This is a genomic window from Rhizobium sophorae (assembly GCF_013087515.1).
In the GTDB taxonomy this organism is placed as follows: Bacteria; Pseudomonadota; Alphaproteobacteria; order Rhizobiales; family Rhizobiaceae; genus Rhizobium; species Rhizobium sophorae.
The window spans coordinates 322057-346767 of the sequence record NZ_JABFCN010000016.1 but is presented as its reverse complement, the minus strand read 5'-3'; the positions used below and the strand labels follow the sequence as shown (position 1 = coordinate 346767).

The window sequence follows — 24711 nt, the reverse complement described above, 5'->3', positions numbered from 1 at the left end:
CTATCTTTTTTGGTTTCGCGCAATTCCCTGGGAAAGTCGCTTTGCGCTTTTCCCGGCAAAACCGCTATGCACTTTTGCTGGAATTGCTCTAGAGACGCCCGCCGCGGATGTAAAGGGCCGTGGCGGGCGTGCAAAATTCAGGCCTCGGTCAGAACAGGCCGGGCGTGCCGGTCTGGACGGCCTGGTTTGCCTGCGGCGAGGTCTTCAGGATCTCTTCCGGCGCCATGGTGCTGTCCATGCCGATCACGGAGAAGCTGTCGGCCGGGCCGGTGCCGGGCTTGAAGGCCTCGATGATGGTGTTCGGATCGCCTTCGCCAGCCGCCATGCCGGTCTTGCGGTCGATCGAAATCAGGTTCATGCCGGCCGGAATGACGAACTTCGATTCCGGCGTATCCTTGACGGCAGCCTGCATGAATTCGTTGAAGATCGGCGCGGAGAGACCGCCGCCGGTGCCGCCGCGGCCGAGCGGGCCCGGCGTATCGAAGCCCATATAGAGGCCTGCGACCAGATCCGGCGTGAAGCCGACGAACCAGGCATCCTTCTCGTCGTTGGTGGTGCCGGTCTTTCCGGCGACGTCGCGACCGCCGAGATCGATCTTGCCGGCGGCGGTGCCGCGCTGGATGACGCCCTGCATCATCGAGGTGATCTGGTAGGCGGTCATCGGGTCGAGAACGGTTTCGCGATTGTCGACGACATTCGGCTCTTCCTGGTTCTGCCAGTCGCCGGCATTGCAGCCCTCGCAGAGACGCTCCTCATGCTTGAAGATCGTTTTGCCGTAGCGGTCCTGGATGCGGTCGATCAATGTCGGCTTGATCTGCTTGCCGCCATTGGCGATGACCGAATAGGCCGAGACCATGCGCAGCACCGTCGTGTCGCCGGCGCCGAGCGACATGGAGAGAACCGGCAGCATGTGATCGTAGATGCCGAAGCGCTCGGCATATTCCGCGACGATGTTCATGCCGAGATCGTTGGCGAGGCGCACCGTCATCAGATTGCGCGAATGCTCGATGCCCGAACGCAGCGTCGAGGGCCCGCCGGATTCGCCGCCGTAGTTTTCCGGCCTCCAGACTTGGCCGCCCGAGACGATCTCAATAGGCGCGTCCATGATGACCGAAGCCGGCGTATAACCATTGTCCATCGCCGCCGCGTACACGAAAGGCTTGAACGAGGAGCCCGGCTGGCGCATCGCCTGGGTGGCGCGGTTGAATTCGGATTGCGCATAGGAGAAGCCGCCGACCATGGCGAGCACGCGGCCGGTCTTCGGATCCATGGCGACCAGGCCGCCCTGCACTTTCGGCGGCTGACGCAGGCGATAGGAGGTCGACGCGTCGTCGCCGAGCCTTTCGACATAGACGACGTCACCAGGGGACACGGCGCCGACCGGCGATTTCGTGGTCTTGCGGGCGCCGTCGGCCGAACGGAAGGCCCATTGCATGTTCTTGGCGTCGATCGTGCCGCGCTGACGGTCGGCCGCAACCTTGCCGCTTCCATCCTTGGCCGGCTGCAGGCCGATGTCGACCGTCGAGTCGGACACGGCGAGTACCACGGCAAGCCGCCATTCCGGAACGTCGGACAGTGCGGGGATATCGGCTAGCGCCTTGCCCCAATCACCGCTTGCATCGATCTGCTTGATCGGGCCGTGGAAACCGCGGCGCTCATCATAGGTGACAAGGCCGTCCTGCAGCGCCTTGCGGGCAGCGAGCTGCATCTGCGGATCGAGCGACGTGCGCACCGAAAGGCCGCCCTCATAGAGAACCTTTTCGCCGTACTGGTCGATCAGCTGGCGGCGCACGGCTTCGGCGAAATAATCCGAAGCAAAGAGCGAGGGGCCGGTGGTGCGAGCGGTGACGCCGAGCGGCTGCTTCTTGGCTTCCTCGCCGTCGCTCTGGCTGACATAGCCATTCTCGACCATGCGGTCGATCACCCAGTTGCGGCGCTCCAGCGCAGCTTCCGGATGGCGGAACGGATGATAATTGGCAGGACCCTTCGGCAGAGATGCCAAATAGGCGGCTTCGGCGACGGTCAGTTCGGTGACGGATTTGTTGAAATAGGTGAGTGCTGCGCCAGCGATGCCATAGGAATTCAGACCGAAGAAGATCTCGTTCAGGTAGAGTTCGAGGATCTTGTCCTTGCTGTAGGCCTGCTCGATGCGGAAGGAAAGGATCGCTTCCTTGATCTTGCGGTCGATCGTCTGGTCCGAGCTCAAAAGGAAGTTCTTGGCCACCTGTTGGGTGATGGTCGAGGCGCCGACTGGGCGGCGGCCGGAACCGAAATTCTGCAAGTTGACGAGAATTGCGCGGCCGAGGCCTGTGAGATCGACGCCCGGGTGATTGTAGAAATTCTTGTCTTCGGCCGACAGGAACGCCGCCTTCACGCGGTCGGGAATGGCCTGGATCGGCAGGAAGAGACGCTTTTCCTTGGCGTATTCGGCCATCAGAGCGCCGTTGCCGGCATGGACGCGGGTGGTCACCGGCGGCGCATAGCTGTTCAGAACGGCGTAGTCCGGGAGATCCTTCGCGACATTGGCGAGATAGATGGCAACACCCGCCGCCGCGACCAGAAACAGGACGCAGGCCATTCCGAAGAAATATCCAAAAAGTCTAACCATATTTCAGCTACCGGTCTTTTCGATCTTCAATCGGCGCAGCCGCAACGATTGCACAGATCAAGGCAATTTGCACGTTGCGCGACTTACTCTATGAGCGCTACCGCCACAAGCCGATTCCGCGCTCAAGGCTTACGAAACATAAGCCGGAGTAACGGCGCGAATGTGAGCAAAATAGGGCTGTCTGCGCCGCATTCACCGCTGCGGCCGCGTTTCATTAGAACTGTCACATCCAAGCAACGCCCGTCGCCGCCGCCAATCTAGACATCTTGCTCAGAATTTGATTCATGCGGCGCACTTAAATCTTTGTTTTTATGAATCTTTGTTTTTATGCGGGCCGCCGTGCCGCAACCGCTACAGATTTTTAGGCGGCGACCGTCAGCCGCCATTCGCCATGACGGCGGCGCGGTATCGCTTGACTGCGTCGGTCAAGAGACCGGCGATCTTGCCGCGCCAGACCTCGTCGAGCAGCAGTTTCTCGTCCTCGGCATTCGAGAGGAACCCGATCTCGAGAAGGATCGACGGCACGTCGGGGGCCTGCAGCACGCGGAAGCCGGCATGACGGTGCGGATTGTTGATGGTGCCGACCTGATCCTTGAAAGAATTCAGGACACTCTCGGCCAGCGAGATCGAGAAGGCCTGGGTCTCGCGCCGCGTCAGATCGAGCAGGATATCGGCAACCTCCGGCGGCTCGGCAACCGTCTCCTTGCCGGCGATCTGGTCGGAAAGGTTTTCGCGTTCGGCAAGGTCGGCGGCGAGCTTGTCGGATGCCTTGTCGGAGATCGTGTAGACGGTCGCGCCGCGGATATCCTTCTGCTTCAGCGTATCGGCATGCAGCGAAATGAAGAGGCCGGCGTGGTTCTGGCGGGCGATCAGCACACGCTGCGAAAGCGACAGGAACTCGTCATCCTCGCGCGTCAGGAAAGCCTTGATGCCCGGTTCCTTGTTCAGCCGGTCGGTCAAAGCCTTGGCGAAGGCAAGCGTCACCTGCTTTTCCTCGGTCTTGGTGTCGACGCCGATCGCGCCGGTGTCGATGCCGCCATGGCCGGCGTCGACGGCGATAACGAAATCGCCGGGAGCAGCCTTTTGCGGTGCCGGAATGGCGCTCGTCGTCTGCGCCGCTCCAGTCCGATCGCTCCAGGCCCGATCGTTCCAGGATTGCGTCTTTACCAGTTCGGCAAAGGCCTTCTTGTCGATCATCTCCGCATCGAGCACCAGGCGATGGCCGTTGCCCGTCTCATCGGCCTGCACCTTGGCAAGCGCCAGCTTCACCGGCCCTGCCGTCGTCAGCACGATGCGGGCGCTCTCTTCGTCCATCTTGCCGTAGCGGATATCCTTGAACAGGCCGCGGGCGGCAAGATCCTTCGCCGGAAAACCGAAGGCGGTCGCCGGCAAGTCAACGACGATGCGTTCCGGATTGGCGATATAGTGGACGGAGAAACGCGGTTCGCGATCGAAATCGATGACGATGCGGGTCCTTGCATCGTCGCCGACGATGCGCGCGCCATAGGCAAGCAGCGGATCCCTGGCCTCGACAGAGCTGGCAGCGGCCGGCAGCAGACTAGCGGCCAAAAGCGCCGCCAGAACCCGCCTTGCGAATGTCGATCGCCGCGCTGCGGATTTCGCCGCGATCCGAGCCCTCTTAAACAATAAACCGCCCACACCCTATCTGCATTGCGATGGACCCGACGCGGCTGCAGCCAACGTCCTGTGACGAAACACCCGCTGCAGCCTGCCGAATCGCGATCACTTTATCCCCAGCTTCTATGCGTTGCGAAATCCATCAATATTATGGCACATTTGGCTTTTCCCTTGCTATTGTGACACAGAAAACATACAACGAATTTCAGGGTAAAGTGTTGACGGGATAGAGTCGCCGCAAAGGCTGCCAGCCAGATCAGGACCTGGCGCCACACCGGTCATCGTCCGCCGTCTCATGCGCTTATCCCTAGAACTGGATCCTGATTTTCCGGCTTATTGTCGGAATTCATTGGTGGATCAGCCACCACGCTCTCAGGGAGCAAACTCATCGGACCCGAACGGGTCTTCGTATTTGTCGATCACGCTTGGTTGTTGATGGTTTCGCAGCAGGTTTTATCTGAAGTGCACAGGCCCCGGACCGAAATGGTTCCGGTTGCGGTCTGGCTGCTGCCCTCCCCCTCGCATCAGGCGCGACTTTCATTATCCGGCGCGGCCACTGCGGACCGCATTCTTTCTGTCTCAACAGCAGTCGGGAATGCGCTCTTGCGGCCACGCCGAGGAGCACAGCTTACATGGCAGACAAAATGCTTATCGATGCGTCTCACGAGGAAGAGACGCGCGTCGTTGTCGTTCGCGGGAACCGCATAGAAGAATTTGACTTCGAGTCCCAGCACAAGAAGCAGATCCGCGGCAACATCTATCTTGCAAAGGTAACGAGGGTCGAACCCTCGCTGCAGGCCGCCTTCGTCGATTATGGCGGCAACCGGCACGGCTTCCTGGCCTTCGCCGAAATCCATCCCGACTATTATCAGATACCGCTTGCCGACCGTCAGGCATTGCTTCGGGCCGAAGCCGAGGAGCATCGCCGCGACGAAGACGTCGAGCATGTCGAAACCGCGCCGATGGTCGATCTTTCCAAGCAGGATCAGCCGGATGTCGGCATTGTCCCGGCAGAGGCACCGGAAACGGCTGCCGTAACGGAAGAGACCGCAGCGGTAGAAGCCGCGGCATCGCCCGAGGCCGCCGAGGAAGCGCCGGCCAAGAAGGCAAGGCCGCGCCGCAGCCGCAAGAAGGTGGTAGAACCGGTTGCCGAAACGACCGCGACCGAGGACGCTGTTCCCACAGACGTCGAAGCCGAAGGCGCTTCAAGTGTCGACAATGAGGATGACGGTTCGACCGGCGGCGCGATGGCCGCAATGGTGGAAACCGACTCGATCTCCGAGGACGTCGATACCAGCAAGCGTCGCCACGATGATGACGATGATGATGACGATCACGGCGAAGAGGAAGTCATCGAATCCGTTGGCGCCGAAGACGCGATGGAAGAGGTGCCGGACCGCGTGCAGCGCAAGCCGCGCAAGCAGTACCGCATCCAGGAAGTCATCAAGCGCCGCCAGATCCTGCTCGTGCAGGTCGCCAAGGAGGAGCGCGGCAACAAGGGTGCAGCCCTTACCACCTATCTCTCGCTTGCCGGCCGCTATTCCGTCCTCATGCCGAACACGGCGCGCGGCGGCGGCATTTCCCGCAAGATCACCAATCCTGCCGACCGCAAGCGCCTGAAGGAAATTGCGCGCCTGCTCGAGGTGCCGCAGGGCATGGGCGTCATCCTTCGCACCGCCGGTGCCAACCGCACCAAGGTCGAGGTCAAGCGCGACTTCGAATATCTGATGCGCCTCTGGGAGAATGTGCGCACGCTGACGCTGGCGTCCACCGCTCCCTGCCTCGTCTATGAGGAAGGCTCGCTGATCAAGCGTTCGATCCGCGACCTCTACAACAAGGATATCAGCGAGGTCATCGTTTCCGGCGAAGAAGGCTATCGTGAAGCGAAAGACTTCATGAAGATGCTGATGCCGAGCCATGCCAAGGTGGTTCAGCCCTACCGCGACATCCATCCGATCTTTTCACGTTCCGGCATCGAGGCTCAGCTCGACCGCATGCTGCAGCCGCAGGTGACGCTGAAATCCGGCGGCTACTTGATCATGAACCAGACCGAAGCGCTGGTCTCGATCGACGTCAACTCCGGCCGCTCGACCCGCGAACATTCGATCGAAGACACCGCGCTGCAGACGAATCTTGAGGCTGCAGACGAAGTCGCCCGCCAGCTTCGCCTTCGCGACCTTGCCGGCCTGATCGTCATCGACTTCATCGACATGGAAGAGAAGCGCAACAACCGCGCCGTCGAGAAGAAGCTGAAGGAATGCCTGAAGAACGACCGCGCCCGCATCCAGGTCGGCCGGATCTCGCACTTCGGCCTGCTCGAGATGTCGCGCCAGCGCATCCGCGCTTCGGTTCTCGAATCGACGACGCAGGTCTGCTCGCATTGCGGCGGCAGCGGGCATGTGCGTTCGCAGTCCTCGGTCGCCCTGCATGTCCTGCGCGGCATCGAGGAATATCTGCTCAAGAACACGACGCACAACATCACCGTGCGCACCACGCCTGACATCGCGCTCTACCTGCTCAACCACAAGCGCCAGACGATCGTCGATTATGAGAGCCGCTTCGGCGTCGCGATCATTATCGATGCGGACGGCTCGGTCGGCGCGCAACATTTCGCGATCGATCGCGGCGAGCCGGTGGAAAACCCGGTCAAGATCGAAACCCTCTTCAACTTCGCAGCCATTCCCGAGGATGACGACGACGATATCGTCATCGAAGTGGATGAGGAGGAAGACGAGGAACTCGAGGAAAAGCCGGTCGTTTCCGAGCGGCCCGTCGCGGCACGCGCGGAAGGCGAAGCTGACGGCAACCGCAAGCGCAAGCGCCGCAGGCGCCGCCGCGGCCGCAACGGCAATGCCGAACAGCCGCTATCCGCGGCAGGCGAAGCCGGCGACGAGGATGAGGACGGCGACGACGAGGGCGGCGAAGGTGATGAAAACACCGAAGCTGCGCCCGAGACACGCGCCGAAAGCGAGGAGTCGCAGCGCCGCAAGCGCCGCCGTCGCGGCAAGCGTGGCGGCCGTCGCAATCGCGCCGAGGATGGTTCCGAACTGACGGCTGGCGAAGCCGGTGAAGACAATCGCGGCGACGAGGACGAAGGCGACGACGTTTCGAACGACGGCGCTCCGAGCGAAGCCGTAGCGGTCGAGGCGATAGCCGAACAGGCCGACGAAGGCCAGGCTGCGATGGCAGCCGTCGAGAGTGCGCCTGTCATAACCGAAGAGGTGAAGCCCGCCCGCAGCCGCGGCCGCCGCAAACCAGCCGCAGCGCCGGTCGAGGAACCGGTTGCAGAGACGGCCCCTGCGGTCGAGGCCGAACCGGAATTGGTGGAAGCCTCCGCCGATCTCGAAACGGTCGCTCGAGAAGATGCCCAGGAAGAAGCAAAGCCGGTTCGCGCCAACCGCGAATCCAACATCTCCTCCTCCGAGCCAACGGTGAAATCCACCCGCGTCGAGAATGGCGAAGGCGATGACGGCAAGCCGAAGAAAGCCGGTTGGTGGCAGCGCCGTGGCTTCTTCTGAACGCTAATTTTCGGACGCAAGCATTGATATCCGGCCGCGGCGACGCGGCCGGATTTTCGTTTATGGTGACGGCATCGTCGCCGAGCTAACCGCCGTGACGTGGGTGTGTATCATTTATGATGATCACATATGGGGCGCGATCATGCGGACAAATATCGATATCGATGATGCCTTGCTCGACGCGGCAATGACCGCCGCGGGGTTGGCGACGAAAAAGGCCACTGTCGAGCAGGCTTTGCGAAGTCTTGTCGAGAAACACCGGCGGAAAAATGCGATTGCAGATCTCGCGAGGATCGGCTGGGAGGGCGACCTTGACGAGATACGTCGCGACCGGTTGGACGAAACAAGGTGATCGTCGTCGACAGTTCAATCCGATGGCCGAGCGTCTCAGCCTCAGGATCGCCTGACCCTGCTTGCGATCAGGCGGCCGGGGGATAGAGCAGGTCGACGATGTAGCTCGCGTCGAAGCGGGAATCGAGCATGCCGTAGGTGGAGCGCCAGCCGCCGGCAAGACGCGTTTCGATAAAGGCATCGGCAATGCGCCCTGCCCCCAGCCGATAGAGTTCAGCAGCACCGGCGGCGAGCGCCAGTTGTTCGACGAGCAGGCGCGCGGCGCCCTCATCCTGTTCGCAGAGCGCGATTGCGGCGCGCAGCACGTCGATGGTCTTCTTACCGGCAGGGCCGAGATCGCGGGCAAGGCCGGCGAAGACCGTTTCGAACAGATCCTTGCCACGGTTGAGCACGCGTAGCACGTCGAGCGCCATGACGTTGCCGGAGCCTTCCCAGATGGCGTTGACCGGAGCTTCGCGGTAATGGCGGGCGATCGGGCGCTCTTCGATGTAGCCGTTGCCGCCAATGCATTCCATCGCCTCGTAGATCAGCGCGGGCGCGATCTTGCAGCACCAGTATTTGGCGACCGGCGTCATGACGCGGGCATAGGCCGCTTCCTCGGCATTGCCGCGCGCCTTGTCGAATGCGTCGGCAAGACGGAAGGACAGTGCCGTCGCGGCGGCGACATCGAGCGCCATGTCGGCGAGCACGCGCGTCATGATCGGCTGGTTGACGAGCATCTTGCCGAAGACGCTGCGGCCGCGGGTGTGGTGCACAGCTTCGGCGAGCGAGGCGCGCATCATGCCTGACGAGGCCAGCGCGCAGTCGAGCCGGGTCAACGTCACCATGTCGAGGATAGTGCGGACGCCGGCATCCGGACCACCGAGCAGGAAACCGAACGTGTCTGTAAACTCGACCTCGGAAGAGGCGTTGGAGCGGTTGCCGACCTTGTCCTTCAGCCGCTGGAATTGCAGCCCGTTGGCGGAACCATCCTCCAGAAGGCGCGGCACGAGAAAGCAGCCCATGCCCTCCTTCGTCTGCGCTAGCATGATGAAGGCATCGCTCATCGGCGCCGACATGAACCACTTGTGCCCGGACAGCCGGTAGATGCCCTCGCTGACTTTTTCGGCTGTGCTCGTGTTGGCGCGCACATCCGTGCCGCCCTGCTTTTCCGTCATGCCCATGCCGATGGTCACGGCGGATTTCTGCATGGCGGGCTTGTTCGACGAATCATATTTGCGCGAGAGAATTTTTGGCGCCCAGTCCTTCTGCACCGCGGGCGAAGCCGAGAGTGCCGCAACGGAGGCGCTCGTCATCGTCAGCGGGCAGAGATGGCCGGATTCCAGTTGCGACGTCAGATAAAACCGCGCGGCGCGAACCTTGTGGGCCTCGTCCTTGGCTTCGGTATCGGCCTGGGGATCCCAGACGGAGGAATGCAGGCCGACCGACATGGAGCGGCGCATCAGCGCATGCCAGGCGGGGTGAAATTCGACGACGTCGAGGCGCTCGCCACGCGGACCGTGGGTTCGCAGCTGCGGCGCGCCCTGGTTTGCCATGCGTGCCATCTCCTGCGCCTCTGGCGAGGTGACGTAGCGGCCAATGTTTTCCAGGTCTTCGCGGATGCCGCGCGGCAGGGCTGCCGTCAGGTCGACGATCAGAGGATCGGATCGATAGGCGTTGATGCCGGACCACAGGCTCGGCTGGTTGAGTTCTGCGAGTTTGTCGTCAGTCCGGTTGGCGGAGGTCATAATTCGCTTCTAGTGTAAGAACCCGGCAAAGGGAAACCGGAAGTTATGATTCGGTTCATTCTGCTCTATCGGAATTTTGGCGAAAATGCATGGGGACATAAGCCTTTGCCCACAGCACATGCTTGCCCCGGCGGGCAGCACTCTTTATAGACCCGCCAGAGACAGCAAGAGGCAGGGTCATGGTCTTTTTCCCCCACCGCCACCTCATCGGCATCAAGGGCCTCACCGAGCAGGATATCACCTATCTTCTCGACAAGGCCGATGAGGCCGTCAAGATCAGCCGCCAGAGAGAGAAGAAAACGTCGACGCTGCGCGGGCTGACGCAGATCAACCTCTTCTTCGAGGCATCGACCCGCACGCAGGCCTCCTTCGAGCTTGCCGGCAAGCGGCTCGGCGCCGACGTCATGAACATGTCGGTCGGCAATTCCTCGGTCAAGAAAGGCGAAACGCTGATCGATACGGCGATGACGCTGAATGCGATGCGCCCCGACGTGCTGGTGATCCGCCATTCGAGCGCCGGTGCGGCCGCCCTTCTCGCCCAGAAGGTTTCCTGCTCGGTCGTCAATGCCGGTGATGGGCAGCATGAACATCCGACCCAGGCGCTGCTCGACGCGCTGACGATCCGCCGTGCCAAAGGCAAGCTTTCGCGCATCATCGTGGCGATCTGCGGCGACGTGCTGCATTCACGGGTGGCGCGCTCCAATATCCTGCTGCTCAATGCGATGGGCGCCCGCGTCCGTGTCGTTGCGCCAGCGACCCTCCTGCCTGCCGGCGTCGCCGAGATGGGCGTCGAGGTCTTCCATTCGATGAAGGACGGGCTGAAGGACGCCGACGTCGTGATGATGCTGCGGCTACAGCGCGAGCGCATGTCCGGCGCCTTCGTGCCCTCGGTGCGCGAATACTATCACTTCTACGGACTCGACGCCGAAACGCTGAAGGCAGCGAAGGATGATGCGCTCGTCATGCATCCAGGCCCAATGAACCGCGGCGTCGAGATCGCCTCGGAAGTGGCGGACGGACCGCAGAGCGTCATCGCCGAACAGGTGGAAATGGGGGTCGCGGTGCGCATGGCCGTCATGGAGACGCTGCTCGTCTCGCAGAACCAGGGCCCCCGAAGCGATGGAATGATGGCATGAGCAACCCGATCGTCCTCAAGAACGTCCGTATCATCGACCCATCGCGCAATCTCGACGAAATCGGGACGATTATTGCCGAAAACGGCGTGATTCTCGCCGCCGGTCACAAGGCGCAGAACCAGGGCGCACCGGAAGGCGCCGTCATCCGCGACTGCACGGGCCTTGTCGCGACGCCCGGCCTTGTCGATGCGCGCGTCCATGTCGGCGAACCCGGCGGCGAACACCGCGAGACGATCGCCTCGGCGAGCCGGGCGGCAGCGGCCGGCGGCGTCACTTCGATCATCATGATGCCGGACACCGATCCGATCATCGACGACATTGCGCTCGTCGAATTCGTCAAGAAGACGGCGCGAGATACGGCCGCGGTCAACGTCTATCCCGCAGCCGCCATCACCAAGGGCCTTGCCGGCGAAGAGATGACGGAGATCGGACTGTTGATGCAGGCGGGCGCCGTCGCCTTCACCGATGCTCATTCCAGCGTCCACGACACGCAGGTGCTGCGCAGGATCATGACCTATGCGCGCGAATTCGGCGCCGTCGTCTCCTGCGAAACGCGCGACAAATATCTCGGCGCCAACGGCGTCATGCATGAGGGGCTTTTCGCCAGCTGGCTCGGGCTTTCCGGCATTCCAAAGGAAGCCGAGCTCATCCCGCTCGAACGCGATCTCAGGATCGCGCAGCTGACGCGCGGCCGTTATCACGCCGCGATGATCTCGGTGCCGGAATCGGTCGAGGCGATCGAGCGCGCCCGCAGCCGCGGCGCCAAGGTGACCTGCGGCATCTCGATCAACAATCTGGCGCTCAATGAAAACGACATTGGCGAATACCGCACCTTCTTCAAGCTCTATCCGCCGCTGCGCCCGGAAGACGACCGGGTGGCGATGGCCGACGCCGTTGCGAGCGGTGCGATCGATATCATCGTCTCCTCGCACGACCCGCAGGATGTCGATACGAAGCGCCTGCCCTTCGGCGAGGCAGAGGATGGCGCAATCGGCCTCGAAACCATGCTGGCGGCAGCGCTCAGACTTCATCATGGCGGCCAGGTGAGCCTGATGCGCCTGATCGACGCTATGTCGACCCGCCCCGCTCAGATTTTCGGCCTGAATGCCGGCACGCTGAAGCCGGGCGCTGCGGCCGATATCGCGCTGGTCGATCTCGATGAGCCTTGGCTTGTCGCCAAAGACATGCTTCTCTCCCGCTCGAAGAATACGCCGTTCGAGGATGCGCGCTTCAGTGGGCGGGCGGTCGAGACATACGTCTCGGGAAAGCTTGTCCACGCAATTTAGAACCGACAGGATCGCCGTCCATCCCCCAGCGGGAGAAGGCTGACTCAAGGATAGGCCACGAAGAGGCTGAGGGGGCATATGTTATCCAATCTCATGTCATGGCAGATCACGCTGCCGATCGCGCTTGCCGCCGCTATTATCGGTTATCTCTTCGGCTCGATCCCGTTCGGCCTGATCCTTACGCGCGCCGCCGGCCTCGGCGACGTGCGCAGCATCGGCTCCGGCAATATCGGCGCGACCAATGTGCTGAGAACAGGAAACCGGATGCTCGCCGCGGCGACACTGCTCCTCGATGCACTGAAGGCATCGGCCGCGGCCTGGGTCGTCGGCTATTTCCTCGGTGAGGAGGCCGCGATCATCGCCGGCTTTTTCGCCTTCATCGGCCATCTCTTCCCGGTCTGGATCGGCTTCAAGGGCGGCAAGGGTGTCGCCACCTATATCGGCACTCTGCTCGGCGTCGCGCCGATCATGGTCGTGCTCTTCGCCGCCGTCTGGCTGGCGGTCGCCTTCACCACCCGCTACTCCTCGCTGTCGGCGCTGGTTGCCATGCTTGTCATTCCGGTAGCGCTGTGGATACTGGGCAACGAAAAGGTTGCGGCAGTGATGGCGATCATGACCCTCATCTCCTACTGGAAGCACAAGGCGAATATTTCGCGCCTGATGGGCGGGACGGAAAGCAAGATCGGGGCAAAGGGATAATGGATGCGCTGAGCGCCGAATCAAAAGGCGTAGTGCTGACAGAGCGGCAAAGAATTGCCTGGCTGCGTCTCATTCGTTCCGACAATATCGGCCCTGCCACCTTTCGCGACCTCATCAATCACTTCGGCTCGGCCGAGGCAGCGCTTGCCGCGCTGCCGGAGCTTTCGGCGCGTGGCGGCGCCACGCGGGCAATCCGCATCGCCAGCGAGGCCGAGGCGCATCGGGAGTTAGAGGCGGCCCGTCGCTTCGGTGCCCGCTTCGTCGGCATCGGTGAGCCGGACTATCCGCAAGCGTTGAAGCAGATCGACGGCGCGCCGCCGCTTCTGGCCGTCAAGGGCGCGCTTGCGGCCGCCAAACGACCGGCCGTCGGCATCGTCGGCTCGCGCAACGCCTCGATCGCGGGCGCGAAATTCGCGGCGATGGTGGCGCGCGACTGCGGCCGGGCGGGTCATACCGTGGTCTCCGGCCTGGCGCGCGGCATCGATACCGCAGCCCACCGGGCAAGCCTCGACACAGGCACGATCGCAGCACTCGCCGGCGGCCTCGACCAGCCCTACCCGCCGGAGAATATCGGCCTGCTCGAAGAGATAACCAGTGGCAATGGCCTGGCGGTGAGCGAGATGCCCTTCGGCTGGGAACCCCGCGCCCGCGACTTCCCGCGCCGAAACCGGCTGATCGCCGGCATCGGACTCGGCCTCGTCGTCATCGAAGCGGCGACGCGTTCGGGCTCGCTGATCACGGCGCGGCTTGCCGGCGAGTTCGGCCGCCTGGTGTTTGCCGTGCCCGGCTCGCCGCTCGATCCGCGCTGCCATGGCACCAACGGCCTGCTGAAGGACGGCGCTTCGATCGTCACCGCACCCGCCGATGTCGTCGAGGCCCTGGCGCCGCTTGCACAATTCGACCTGTTCCCGTCATCGATGGTGGAGGAACCGGCGCCTGACGGCAAGGCAATGTCGGTGCCGCCCGGCGATTCCGATCGAAACCGCATCATCGATGCGCTCGGGCCGACGCCGGTCGAGATCGACGACGTGATCCGCCATACCGGCCTGTCGGCATCCGCGGTCTATCTCATCCTTCTGGAACTCGATATATCAGGCAGGCTGCACCGGCATCAGGGTGGCCTCGTCTCGCTTTCCGATTGAACCTGGGGACGACATCAGGCCGTGGCTTTGCGCATTGCCGAACCCTAGGTCGAAAACCTTGCAACCTATCTGGGATTGTATTTTTCCAATATTCTTCCTTTGGCTGCAGAGGACGCAAGAGGTAAAATTGTAGCAAACCCCTTGACCGCGGCGATTTCCCTGTCCATGTCGGAGGGCCGATATCCATGTTGCGGTGTGTGTCGCGCTGGCTTCAACGCTGGCGTCGTTTCCTTTTTAGAGAATCATCATGAATGTTGTAGTGGTGGAATCGCCTGCCAAGGCCAAGACGATCAATAAGTATCTGGGTCCGGGATACAAAGTGCTCGCCTCCTTCGGCCATGTACGCGATCTGCCTGCCAAGGACGGCTCAGTTCTTCCTGATCAGGATTTCGAAATGCTTTGGGAGGTCGACAGCGCCTCCGCCAAGCGGATGAAGGACATTGCCGACGCGGTGAAGTCCGCCGATGGCCTGTTTCTCGCGACTGACCCGGATCGCGAAGGCGAAGCGATTTCGTGGCACGTTCTCGACATGCTGAACAAGAAGCGCGTACTGAACGGCAAAACGGTCAAGCGCGTCGTCTTCAATGCGATCACCAAGAAAGCGGTGCTCGACGCGATGGCGGATCCGCGCGACATCGACGTGCCGCTGGTCGATGCCTATCTCGCGCGCCGCGCGCTTGATTATCTCGTCGGCTTCAATCTTTCGCCGGTGCTGTGGCGCAAGCTGCCCGGCGCACGTTCGGCCGGCCGCGTTCAGTCTGTGGCGCTTCGCCTGGTCTGCGACCGCGAATCCGAGATCGAGCGCTTCATTTCCGAAGAGTACTGGAACATCTCGGCGCTCCTGAAGACGCCGCGCGGCGACGAGTTCGAAGCAAGACTGGTTTCGGCGAACGGCAAACGGTTGCAGCCGCGCGCAATCGGCAACGGTGAGGATGCCGGCCGGCTCAAGGCCTTGCTCGAAGGTGCGAGCTATGTCGTCGATACGGTCGAGGCGAAGCCGGTCAAGCGCAACCCGGGACCGCCGTTTACGACCTCAACGCTGCAGCAGGCAGCCTCCTCCAATCTCGGCTTCTCCGCCTCGCGCACCATGCAGATCGCGCAGCGACTCTATGAGGGTGTCGATATCGGGGGCGAGACGGTCGGTCTCATCACCTATATGCGAACCGACGGCGTGCAGATGGCGCCCGAGGCGATCGATGCTGCGCGCAACGCCATCGTCGACCAGTTCGGCGAGCGCTACATGCCGGAAAAGCCGCGCTTCTACTCCACCAAGGCGAAGAACGCCCAGGAGGCGCACGAGGCGATCCGCCCGACGGATTTCTACCGCTCGCCCGATCGTGTGCGCAAATTCCTCGATGCCGACCAGATCCGGCTCTACGAGCTGATCTGGAAGCGCGGCATTGCCAGCCAGATGGCGTCGGCCGAGATCGAGCGCACGACGGCTGAAATCACCGCCGACAACAAGGGTGAGAAGGCCGGGCTTCGCGCCGTCGGTTCGGTCATCCGCTTCGACGGCTTCATCGCCGCCTATACCGACCAGAAGGAGGATGGCGAGCAGAGCGACGACGGCGACGAGGATGGCCGCCTGCCGGAGATCAATGCGCGCGAGGCGCTCGCCAAGCAGAAGATCAATTCGACGCAGCATTTCACCGAACCGCCGCCGCGCTATTCGGAAGCCTCGCTGATCAAGAAGATGGAAGAGCTCGGCATCGGCCGCCCCTCCACCTATGCCGCGACGCTTGCGACGCTGCGCGACCGCGACTATGTGACGATCGACAAGCGCAAGCTGATCCCGCAGGCCAAGGGCCGGCTGGTGACTGCTTTCCTCGAAAGCTTCTTCACCAAATATGTCGAATACGACTTCACCGCCGATCTCGAGGAAAAGCTCGACCGGATTTCCGCCGGCGAGTTGAACTGGAAGCAGGTGCTGCGCGATTTCTGGAAGGATTTCTTCGCCCAGATCGAGGACACCAAGGAACTGCGCGTCACCAACGTGCTCGATTCGCTGAACGAGGCGCTGGCACCCCTCGTCTTCCCGAAACGGGAGGACGGCAGCGATCCAAGGATCTGTCAGGTCTGCGGGACCGGCAACCTGTCGCTGAAGCTCGGCAAATACGGTGCCTTCGTCGGCTGCTCGAACTATCCTGAATGTAACTACACCCGCCAGCTCTCCTCCGAAAACGGAGGGGAAGCGGACGGTGCCGCGCTCAACGAGCCGAAGAACCTCGGCACCGATCCGACGACCGGCGAGGAGCTGACGCTGCGTTCCGGCCGCTTCGGCCCCTATGTCCAGCGTGGCGACGGCAAAGAAGCCAAACGTGCTTCGCTGCCGAAGGGCTGGAAGCCCGAGGAGATCGACTATGAAAAGGCGATGGCGCTGATCTCGCTGCCGCGCGATATCGGCAAACACCCCGAATCGGGCAAGATGATTTCGTCGGGTATCGGTCGCTACGGGCCGTTCCTCCTGCATGACGGCTCCTACGCCAATCTGGAAACCATCGAGGACGTGTTCTCGGTCGGCCTCAACCGTGCCGTGACTGTTATCGCCGAAAAGGCGAACCAGGGGCCTGGCCGAGGCGCGCGCGGTACGCCGGCGGCGCTGAAGACGCTCGGCGATCATCCTGATGGCGGCCCCATCACCGTTCGCGATGGCAAGTACGGCCCTTACGTCAACTGGGGCAAGGTCAATGCGACACTGCCGAAGGGCAAGGATCCGCAGGCGATCACCGTCGAGGAGGCACTCGCGCTGATCGTCGAAAAGGCCGGCAAGGCACCGGTCGGCAAGGCGGCCAAGGCGAAAGCCAAGCCGAAGGCGGCAGCCGCCGAAGCCAAGGCCACCAAGACGGCCGCCAAGCCGAAGGCAGCAAAGGCGAAAGCGCCCGCGAAATCGAAAAAGAGCTGACGTGAGCAGGATACCGCGCGACAGAACGAACCCTGCGGGCAAGCGTCCGGGCAAGATCGGCCGCGCCGGCAAGGATGCCCCCGCCGTCGAGCCGCTGAACATCGTCCACGGCGCGCTGCCTTCGCGCGAGGTGATCCTGCGCTTCATCGCCGACCATCCGCAGAAAGCGTCCAAACGCGAACTCGCCAAGGCTTTCGGCCTGAAGGGCGACAACCGCGTCGAACTCAAGCACATGCTGCAGGAACTCGAGCAGGAAGGCATGCTGCAGAAGAACCGCAAGTCGCTGATCCGGCCCGGTGCGCTGCCGCCTGTCACCGTTCTCGATATCACCACGCGCGACAAGGATGGCGATCTGATCGGCCGGCCGGCGGAATGGCCGGAGGACCAGGGCGTCGCACCCGCCGTCGCCATCCGCCAGCAGTCGCCCGCAGGCCGCCAGGGCAAGGGCAAGGCGCCCGTTGCTGGCCTCGGCGACCGCATCCTGGCGAAGATCTTCCCGGCTGTCGATCGCGGCGGGCCGGCCTATACGGCGCGGATCATCAAGGTGATCGATAGGCGCCGCGGCGCCTCGATGGGTGTTTTCCGCACGGCGCCGGGCGGCGGCGGCCGGCTGCTGCCGATCGAACGGCGCGGCGAGGAGATGGTGATCGATCCCGACTTCACCGGCGGCGCCACGGACGGCGATCTGGTCGAAGTCGAAATCGCCCGTCTCGGCCGTTTCGGCCTGCCGCGCGCCAAGGTGCTTTCCGTCGTCGGTTCCGTCGGTTCGGAAAAGGCGATCTCGATGATCGCGATCCATGCGCACGGCATCCCGCATGTCTTCCCGCCGGCCGTCATCGCCGAGGCGGAGGCCGCAAGGCCCGCCAGCGTGTCGCATCGCGAGGATTGGCGCGACGTGCCGCTGATCACCATCGACCCCGCCGACGCCAAGGACCATGACGACGCCGTCTATGCCGAGCCCGATCCCTCGCCCGACAATCCCGGCGGCGTGCTCGTCACCGTCGCGATCGCCGACGTCTCGTGGTATGTCCGCCCCAATTCTCCGCTCGACCGCGAAGCGCTGAAGCGCGGCAACTCCGTCTATTTCCCCGATCGCGTCGTGCCGATGCTGCCAGAGCGCATCTCCAACGATCTCTGCTCGCTGAAAGAAGGCGTCGACCGCCCGGCGCTTGCGGTGCGCATGAGCTTTTCCGGCGAAGGCCGCAAGATCGGTCACACTTTCCATCGCATCATGATGAAGAGTGCCGCCAAGCTCTCCTACCAGCAGGCGCAGGCAGCGGTCGACGGAAAGCCGGACGATCAGACCGGACCGATGCTCGAGCCCATCCTGAAGCCGCTCTGGCACGCATATGAGGTAATGAAGCGCGGACGCGACCGGCGCCAGCCGCTGGAACTCGATATGCCGGAGCGCAAGATCCTGCTGAAGCCTGACGGCACGGTCGACCGGGTCGTCGTGCCGCCACGCCTCGATGCGCATAAGCTGATCGAAGAGATGATGATCCAGGCGAACGTCTGCGCCGCTGAGACGCTGGAAAAGAAACGCCAGCCGCTGATCTACCGCATCCATGACGGGCCGACGCTTGCCAAGCAGGAGATCCTGCGTGAGTTCCTGGCCACGCTCGGCATCTCGCTTGCCAAGGGCGGCAACATGCGCGCCAACAACTTCAACGGCATTCTTGCGAAGGCGGACGGCACGCCGCATCAGACCATGGTGAGCGAGATGGTGCTACGTTCGCAGAGCCAGGCGATCTATGGCCCGGAGAATATTGGCCATTTCGGCCTCAACCTGATGAAGTACGCCCACTTCACCTCGCCGATCCGCCGTTATGCCGACCTCATCGTGCATCGCGCCCTCGTCGGCTCACTCGGCTTCGGCGAAGGCGGCATCACGCCCGAAGAAGAGGCGGCGCTCGACGATATCGCCGCCGAAATCTCGACCTTCGAGCGCCGGGCCATGGCAGCCGAGCGCGAGACCGTCGACCGGCTGATCGCCCATCACCTCAGCGGCCGCGTCGGCGAGGAATTTGCCGGACGGGTCTCGGGCGTGACAAAATCAGGACTTTTTGTTTCTCTGCCGGACTATGGCGCCGACGGTTTCGTCCCTATATCCACGCTCGGCAGCGATTATTTCATCTATGACGAGGCGCATCAGGCACTCTCGGGTGAACGAACAGGGCTCGGCTATCGCCTGGGCGATAGCGTCACCGTGAAACTTGCCGAAGCGATCCCGCTTGCCGGTGCACTGCGTTTTGAGATGATCAGCGAGGGCCGCGAAATGCCGGCGGCGGTGCGCTCCTTCCACAAGGCGGGCCGCCGCGACAGAGGCCAGGTCCGCAAGAAGCCCGGAACGAGGCCGCCGCGCGGACGTCATTAAAGCATCGTGCCGGAGGCCGACGATGGTTTTCGGCAAAACGCGGCAACAACGCAGATCGCCGGTGTTGGACGTGGTTCACAAAATGAATCCGATGCTTTCGGTCTGAAAGAGGAATATGCGATGAGCACACCGACCGATCCAGCCGCCCGCTACGGCGATACGCCCGAGGTCGAGCGTCCACTTGGGCGCTCCATCATGCGCGGGCTGATGAACCGCTGCCCGGCCTGCGGCAATGGCAAGCTCTTTCGTGCCTTCCTGAAGCCGGTCGATCATTGCGCGGCCTGCGGCGAGGCGATGCATCACCAACGCGCCGACGACCTGCCGCCCTATATCGTCATCCTGGTGCTCGGCCACGTCGTGGTCGGCGGTTATATGCTGATCGACATGACCTTCGTGCTGCCGGTCTGGGTCCATCTGGCCATCTGGGCGCCGATCACCGTCATCACCGCGCTTGCCTCGATCCAGCCGATCAAGGGCGGGGTCATCGGTCTGCAATGGGCGCTGCGCATGCACGGCTTCGGTAGCGAGAGTGATGGTCCGGACGATTATGACATCCCCGGCCGGCCGAATTAGAGCATGTCGCGCAAAAGTGTGCAGCGGTTTTGCGATAACGACTTGCGTAAAAACAAAGACCTAAAGCGCGAAGAGCGAATCTGAAAGGTCGCGACACGCTTTAGCGCTTTCACCTTCCAGACATATTTAACGTGTAGTGCCAGCCCTCCACCGACCACCACCCGATTGCGGGAGCCAACGATCCTCAAGACCTGACATGGTAAGCATTTCTTGCCCAAACGGGCTTTACATTCCGCAGATGGTCACTCACATCGGAAATACTGCGAAGCGGCATCCGTCACCTGGATTTGGCACGCCTGTGTCTATCTATTTGACGGGATCGGCCGATTCGTTCGCGCACCTCTCTAAGGATGGATAAATGTCTCAGCCGAGAACCGGCACACCGGGCGATGTCGAAGAAATCCATTGGCCTTCTCTGGTGGCAGCCATCTCGTCCATATCAGCCGTTGGCATAGCAATCGGCCTCGGTCTGCCCCTCCTCAGCATCATCCTCGAAAAACGCGGCATCTCGTCCACCCTGATCGGGCTTAACACGGCAATGGCCGGGGTCGCGGCGATGGCCGCCGCACCGATCACCACCAAGCTCGCCCATAAATATGGCGTTGCGCCGACAATGATCTGGGCCGTGCTGATTTCGGCGTTGAGCGCGCTGGGTTTCTACTACGCCCAGGATTTCTGGATGTGGTTTCCGTTGCGTTTCGCCTTCCATGGCGCGACGACGACGCTGTTCATCCTCTCCGAATTCTGGATCAACGCCGCTTCGCCGCCTTCCAAGCGCGGCTTCGTGCTCGGCATCTACGCGACGGTGCTTTCCCTTGGCTTCGCCGCCGGACCACTGCTCTTTTCGATCCTCGGCAGCGACGGCATCTTCCCCTTCCTGATCGGCGCCGGCGCGATCCTGCTGGCCGCCATCCCGATCTTCATCGCCCGTAACGAAAGCCCGGTGCTCGAGGAAAAACCGGAGCTGCATTTCATGCGCTACGTTTTCCTGGTGCCGACGGCGACGGCGGCGGTCTTCATCTTCGGCGCGGTCGAAGCGGGCGGGCTGTCGCTTTTCCCGATCTTTGCCGTGCGCGCCCATTTCACCGAATCACAGGCAGCACTTCTGCTCACCATGATGGGCGTCGGCAACGTCATCTTTCAGATCCCGCTCGGTCTGCTTTCCGACCGCATCGGCGACAAGCGGCCGCTGCTGGCCGGCATGGCGTTGATGGGGTTCATCGGCTCGATGATGCTGCCGCTGCTGGTCGACAACTGGCTGCTGATGGCCGGGCTCCTGCTTTTCTGGGGTGGCTGCGTCTCAGGCCTCTATACGGTCGGTCTCAGCCATCTCGGCTCGCGGCTGACGGGCTCCGATCTTGCGGCGGCCAATGCCGCCTTCGTCTTCTGTTATGCGATGGGAACCGTGGCCGGGCCGCAGGCGATCGGCGCGGCGATCGATGTCGCTGGAAATAATGGCTTTGCCTGGGCGATCGCCGCTTTCTTCGGCCTCTACGCCCTTCTTTCAGGCATCAGACTGATGTTCATTCGAAAACGGGCTTGACTTTTCGGGCGGGATTCGTAGTTTCGCGCCAGGATTTGCCGTGGAGCCCATCCGGCTTCCACGGCTTTCATTTTCTTAAAGGCAGGACGACCATGGCCAAGGCTACAACAATCAAGATCAAGCTGCTGTCGACGGCCGACACCGGTTTCTTCTACGTCACCACGAAGAACAGCCGCACGATGACGGACAAGATGACTAAGACGAAGTACGACCCGGTTGCGAAGAAGCATGTCGAGTTCAAGGAAACCAAGATCAAGTAATCACTTGGCCTGACGGATTTCAAAAAAACGCGCGCCTTCGGGTTGCGCGTTTCTTATTGCCCGGCTTTGTGGGTTTAAAGATGATAGCGCAAACAGACAAAACGCCGCCCTTCCATCTTCGGGAAGTGGCGGCGTTTTCGTGAAAGGGGGTCGGCCAGCATGCAAAACGGCACGAGGAACCGCTATAACTTGCCTACTAGCCGACCGACCCCACGACCCAGGAGATGCGGCGGACCTGAGCATCATGGGGTATCGACAACTCCTCAACGGGAGCGCTTCTCTTATGAGCCGATAATTTGCGCAAAAATGAAAGAAAATCAACAAATTCTTAATGATGAATTTTCTGATCTTGATTCTATGGTTAAAAGTCCGGATTTGGGACATACAAAGATTTATCGGCTCTGCTTGAACTCGAAGCGTAGCGCTTCGCCCTTCCAAGAAATTCGACAATATAACTTAACAACTTACGCCTCCCCTCCCCTTACGTGAGGTGATGTCGCCGCAATCTATTTGACCGTGTTGGCGGCAGGCATTTTTTATAGTCTTCATTTCATTTTGAGCTACGACTTGACACCCTCAAGACTATCGCGCGGCAACACATCAGCGGCAACGCGGCGAGTCCATTTTTGGGCTATTGAGTTACGAAATTTTCGCCCTGCATTGCACAGGCGAAAATTAAGAATCGGTAACAATTCGCTTACCGCAGTGGAAAACCCGCAAATGGCGCATATGGCGGCAAGTGATTCGTTACGCGGCCGCGGCAACCACACGGTTTCGGCCGGTATTCTTGGCTTCGTAAAGAGCCAGATCCGCCTGTTTCATCAGCTGGTCCGGGGTCAGTACCGACGCAATACGCGAGGCGATGCCGAAGGAAGCAGTGACGTTCAGCGCTGCCCCGGAATGCTTCAGCATGAAGGGAGCGTTTTCGATCGCCGCACGAAGGCGCTCGGCGACGGCGGCGGCAATTTCCGGCGAGGTGTCGGGCATCACGACGACGAATTCCTCTCCGCCGTAGCGGCAGGCGAGATCGGCGCCGCGGATGGTCGAACGGACGCGATTTGAAAATTCCCGCAGCACCTCGTCGCCGCCATCATGGCCGTAGGTGTCGTTCACATGCTTGAAGCGGTCGATATCGGTGATCAGCACCGAAAGCGGCCGGCCACGCGCCATAGAACGGTTGAAGAGCACGTTCAGGTGATTATCGAGATAGCGCCGGTTATAAAGGCCGGTCAACGGATCGGTCACGGCAAGCTCGATCGTCTGCTTGACGCTGGCGCGCAGGCGGTCGTTATAGCGCTTGCGGCGGATCTGCGTCAGGCTGCGGGCAACCAGTTCGTTGGGATCGACCGGGCGGATGATGTAGTCGTTGACGCCGAGATCGAGCGCGCGCACGACCATTTCGTCAGCGTCTTGCTCGGTGATGATCAGGATCGGCAGGAAGCGCGTGCGCTCCAGCGAGCGCAGCTGCGAGCAGAGGCGAAGCGGATCGTAATCGTCGAAGTTGGCGTTGACGATAACCAGATCGAACGCGCTTTCGGCTGCCTCGAACAGGGCGGCCTGCGGATCGGAGAGGGCAAGCACGTCGGCGACGGGCTTCAGCGCCTTGATGATCCGCTCCTGCGAATTGGCGCGGCCGTCGACGAGCAGGACCTGAGCAGTCTCGTCGGCGCGGCCCTCGCCTGCCCGTGTGAGGTCGTCGATCCCCATCGTATGGGCGGTGTCGGCGCGAATGCGCAGCTCATCGCTCAACGTCTTCAGCCGCAGCAGGCTCTTCACCCGGGAGATCAGCTGCAGATCGTTGACCGGCTTGGTGAGAAAATCGTCAGCGCCAGCCTTCAGGCCGCGTACGCGATCGGTCGGCTGGTCGAGTGCGGTGACCATGACGACTGGAATATGGGCGGTCTTCTGGCTGGCCTTCAGGCGCTCGCAGACCTCGAAACCGTCTATGCCGGGCATCATGATGTCGAGCAGGATGAGATCGACCTGGTTGCGCTCGCAGATCGCCAGTGCCGTGTAGCCGTCGGCTGCGGTCATCACGTCGAAATACTCCGCAAGCAGCCGCGCTTCGAGCAGCTTCACGTTGGCCGGAATATCGTCAACCACCAGTATTCGCGCAGTCATCAGCGTCTTTCCGATGCGTCAGGCATCGCCCAGATAGGTCTTGATCGTCTCGATGAATTTCGGAACCGAGATCGGCTTGGAAACATAGGCCTCGCAGCCGCCCTGGCGAATCCGTTCCTCGTCGCCCTTCATCGCGAAAGCCGTAACGGCGATGACGGGAATCACATGCAGCTCGTCGTCTTCCTTCAGCCATTTCGTGACTTCAAGGCCGGAGACCTCGGGAAGCTGAATATCCATCAGGATGAGGTCGGGGCGGTGCTTGCGCGCCAGATCGAGCGCCTCCATACCGTTTCTGGTCTGGATCGTCGTATAACCGGACGCCTCGATGAGGTCGCGAAAGAGCTTCATGTTGAGCTCGTTATCTTCTACAATCATCACCTGTTTGGGCATGACAAGCTGTCCCTACGTCCGTTCGCGCAGCGGTTCGTCCCATGAGAAAGGCACATGCGGACAAATAGCTCCGTGAAACCGATAGCGCACGCTACCGGTATTTGGTTGAAGAAAAGGTAACTTACCCAGCGAAATGCAAAGCAACTTCAAGACTTCGAAACAACAGGCCGCCGACCCGCACGAGACAGCGATCGCCGTGCTTGGCTGGCTTGCCAACGATCCGGAAATGTTCGGCCGCTTCCTCGCCCTGACAGGGGTGGCGCCCGGCCAGGTGCGCAACGCCGTCAACGATCCCGGATTCCTCACCGGCATGATGGATTTCCTGATGAACCACGAACCGACGGCGATGGCCTTCTGCGCGGCGAGCGGAATCAGTCCGGAGACCGTGACGGCGGCCTGGCGGCATTTCTCTTCACCGGGCCTCGATTCCGGAGAATACTGAC

At 61.9% G+C, this 24711-nt stretch carries 17 protein-coding genes; 12 read left to right on the top strand and 5 right to left on the bottom strand.

Annotation, left to right across the window (positions count from 1 at the left end):
- Window positions 1–148: 148 nt before the first annotated feature.
- Both G9X64_RS11110 and G9X64_RS11105 read right to left on the bottom strand, forming a co-directional pair.
- A complete protein-coding gene (locus G9X64_RS11110) occupies window positions 149–2608 on the bottom strand; it encodes a penicillin-binding protein 1A (protein WP_168310759.1) in 2460 nt (819 codons plus the stop codon).
- A gap of 375 nt (window positions 2609–2983) precedes the next feature.
- On the bottom strand, window positions 2984–4255 hold the full coding sequence (locus tag G9X64_RS11105; RefSeq protein WP_171376559.1) for an N-acetylmuramoyl-L-alanine amidase: 1272 nt from the start codon (window positions 4253–4255) through the stop codon (window positions 2984–2986).
- 623 nt (window positions 4256–4878) lie between these two features.
- Between G9X64_RS11105 and G9X64_RS11100 the strand changes: the two genes are divergently transcribed.
- Both G9X64_RS11100 and G9X64_RS11095 read left to right on the top strand, forming a co-directional pair.
- A complete protein-coding gene (locus G9X64_RS11100; RefSeq protein ID WP_168310757.1) occupies window positions 4879–7764 on the top strand; it encodes a ribonuclease E/G in 2886 nt (961 codons plus the stop codon).
- 142 nt (window positions 7765–7906) lie between these two features.
- Window positions 7907–8116 (top strand): type II toxin-antitoxin system VapB family antitoxin, encoded by a 210-nt coding sequence (locus G9X64_RS11095; protein ID WP_168310756.1) that lies wholly within the window; start codon window positions 7907–7909, stop codon window positions 8114–8116.
- A gap of 67 nt (window positions 8117–8183) precedes the next feature.
- Here G9X64_RS11095 and G9X64_RS11090 read toward each other — a convergent pair whose 3' ends face one another.
- Window positions 8184–9842 carry an acyl-CoA dehydrogenase family protein gene (locus G9X64_RS11090; RefSeq protein WP_168310755.1) on the bottom strand — a complete coding sequence of 553 codons (1659 nt, stop codon included), beginning with the start codon at window positions 9840–9842 and terminating at the stop codon, window positions 8184–8186.
- A 179-nt stretch (window positions 9843–10021) separates the two neighbouring features.
- On the opposite strand from G9X64_RS11090, the gene G9X64_RS11085 reads away from it, so the two are divergent.
- The 9 genes from G9X64_RS11085 (at window position 10022) to rpmG (ending at window position 21757) form a co-directional block, all read left to right on the top strand.
- Window positions 10022–10978, top strand: coding sequence for an aspartate carbamoyltransferase catalytic subunit (locus G9X64_RS11085; protein WP_171376558.1), 957 nt, complete (start codon window positions 10022–10024; stop codon window positions 10976–10978).
- A complete protein-coding gene (locus G9X64_RS11080) occupies window positions 10975–12264 on the top strand; it encodes a dihydroorotase (protein WP_171376557.1) in 1290 nt (429 codons plus the stop codon). Before G9X64_RS11085 ends, G9X64_RS11080 begins: the two co-directional genes overlap by 4 nt.
- A 78-nt stretch (window positions 12265–12342) precedes the next feature.
- A complete protein-coding gene (gene plsY, locus G9X64_RS11075; RefSeq protein ID WP_168310752.1) occupies window positions 12343–12963 on the top strand; it encodes a glycerol-3-phosphate 1-O-acyltransferase PlsY in 621 nt (206 codons plus the stop codon).
- Entirely contained in the window at window positions 12963–14105 is a 1143-nt protein-coding gene (gene dprA / locus G9X64_RS11070; protein ID WP_168310751.1) for a DNA-processing protein DprA, read from the top strand. Before plsY ends, dprA begins: the two co-directional genes overlap by 1 nt.
- Window positions 14106–14352: 247 nt before the next feature.
- Window positions 14353–17007: a type I DNA topoisomerase gene (gene topA / locus G9X64_RS11065; protein WP_168310750.1), complete on the top strand. Its 2655-nt coding sequence runs from the start codon at window positions 14353–14355 to the stop codon at window positions 17005–17007.
- Window position 17008: 1 nt separating this feature from the next.
- A complete protein-coding gene (gene rnr, locus G9X64_RS11060) occupies window positions 17009–19381 on the top strand; it encodes a ribonuclease R (RefSeq protein WP_168310749.1) in 2373 nt (790 codons plus the stop codon).
- A 120-nt stretch (window positions 19382–19501) separates the two neighbouring features.
- On the top strand, window positions 19502–19954 hold the full coding sequence (locus G9X64_RS11055; protein ID WP_168310748.1) for a DUF983 domain-containing protein: 453 nt from the start codon (window positions 19502–19504) through the stop codon (window positions 19952–19954).
- A gap of 358 nt (window positions 19955–20312) precedes the next feature.
- Entirely contained in the window at window positions 20313–21497 is a 1185-nt protein-coding gene (locus G9X64_RS11050; RefSeq protein WP_168310747.1) for an MFS transporter, read from the top strand.
- Between the two features lie 92 nt (window positions 21498–21589).
- Entirely contained in the window at window positions 21590–21757 is a 168-nt protein-coding gene (gene rpmG / locus G9X64_RS11045) for a 50S ribosomal protein L33 (RefSeq protein ID WP_003547442.1), read from the top strand.
- A 747-nt stretch (window positions 21758–22504) separates the two neighbouring features.
- On the opposite strand, the gene G9X64_RS11040 is transcribed toward rpmG, so the two are convergent.
- Together G9X64_RS11040 and G9X64_RS11035 are read right to left on the bottom strand one after the other, a co-directional pair.
- Window positions 22505–23878 carry a PleD family two-component system response regulator gene (locus tag G9X64_RS11040; protein ID WP_168310746.1) on the bottom strand — a complete coding sequence of 458 codons (1374 nt, stop codon included), beginning with the start codon at window positions 23876–23878 and terminating at the stop codon, window positions 22505–22507.
- A gap of 18 nt (window positions 23879–23896) precedes the next feature.
- A complete protein-coding gene (locus tag G9X64_RS11035) occupies window positions 23897–24268 on the bottom strand; it encodes a response regulator (RefSeq protein ID WP_003547430.1) in 372 nt (123 codons plus the stop codon).
- A 133-nt stretch (window positions 24269–24401) separates the two neighbouring features.
- Between G9X64_RS11035 and G9X64_RS11030 the strand changes: the two genes are divergently transcribed.
- Window positions 24402–24710, top strand: coding sequence for a DUF3572 domain-containing protein (locus G9X64_RS11030; protein WP_168310745.1), 309 nt, complete (start codon window positions 24402–24404; stop codon window positions 24708–24710).
- Window position 24711: the final 1 nt, after the last annotated feature.

Coding starts and splice junctions, on each gene's coding strand:
- G9X64_RS11080 (WP_171376557.1), top strand. CDS start 10,975: ATGAGCAACCCGATCGTCCTCAAGAACGTCCGTATCATCGACCCATCG.
- dprA (WP_168310751.1), top strand. CDS start 12,963: ATGGATGCGCTGAGCGCCGAATCAAAAGGCGTAGTGCTGACAGAGCGG.
- G9X64_RS11090 (WP_168310755.1), bottom strand. CDS start 9,842: ATGACCTCCGCCAACCGGACTGACGACAAACTCGCAGAACTCAACCAG.
- G9X64_RS11030 (WP_168310745.1), top strand. CDS start 24,402: ATGCAAAGCAACTTCAAGACTTCGAAACAACAGGCCGCCGACCCGCAC.
- G9X64_RS11055 (WP_168310748.1), top strand. CDS start 19,502: ATGAGCACACCGACCGATCCAGCCGCCCGCTACGGCGATACGCCCGAG.
- G9X64_RS11095 (WP_168310756.1), top strand. CDS start 7,907: ATGCGGACAAATATCGATATCGATGATGCCTTGCTCGACGCGGCAATG.
- rpmG (WP_003547442.1), top strand. CDS start 21,590: ATGGCCAAGGCTACAACAATCAAGATCAAGCTGCTGTCGACGGCCGAC.
- plsY (WP_168310752.1), top strand. CDS start 12,343: ATGTTATCCAATCTCATGTCATGGCAGATCACGCTGCCGATCGCGCTT.
- G9X64_RS11050 (WP_168310747.1), top strand. CDS start 20,313: ATGTCTCAGCCGAGAACCGGCACACCGGGCGATGTCGAAGAAATCCAT.
- topA (WP_168310750.1), top strand. CDS start 14,353: ATGAATGTTGTAGTGGTGGAATCGCCTGCCAAGGCCAAGACGATCAAT.
- G9X64_RS11100 (WP_168310757.1), top strand. CDS start 4,879: ATGGCAGACAAAATGCTTATCGATGCGTCTCACGAGGAAGAGACGCGC.
- G9X64_RS11085 (WP_171376558.1), top strand. CDS start 10,022: ATGGTCTTTTTCCCCCACCGCCACCTCATCGGCATCAAGGGCCTCACC.
- G9X64_RS11110 (WP_168310759.1), bottom strand. CDS start 2,608: ATGGTTAGACTTTTTGGATATTTCTTCGGAATGGCCTGCGTCCTGTTT.
- G9X64_RS11035 (WP_003547430.1), bottom strand. CDS start 24,268: ATGCCCAAACAGGTGATGATTGTAGAAGATAACGAGCTCAACATGAAG.
- G9X64_RS11040 (WP_168310746.1), bottom strand. CDS start 23,878: ATGACTGCGCGAATACTGGTGGTTGACGATATTCCGGCCAACGTGAAG.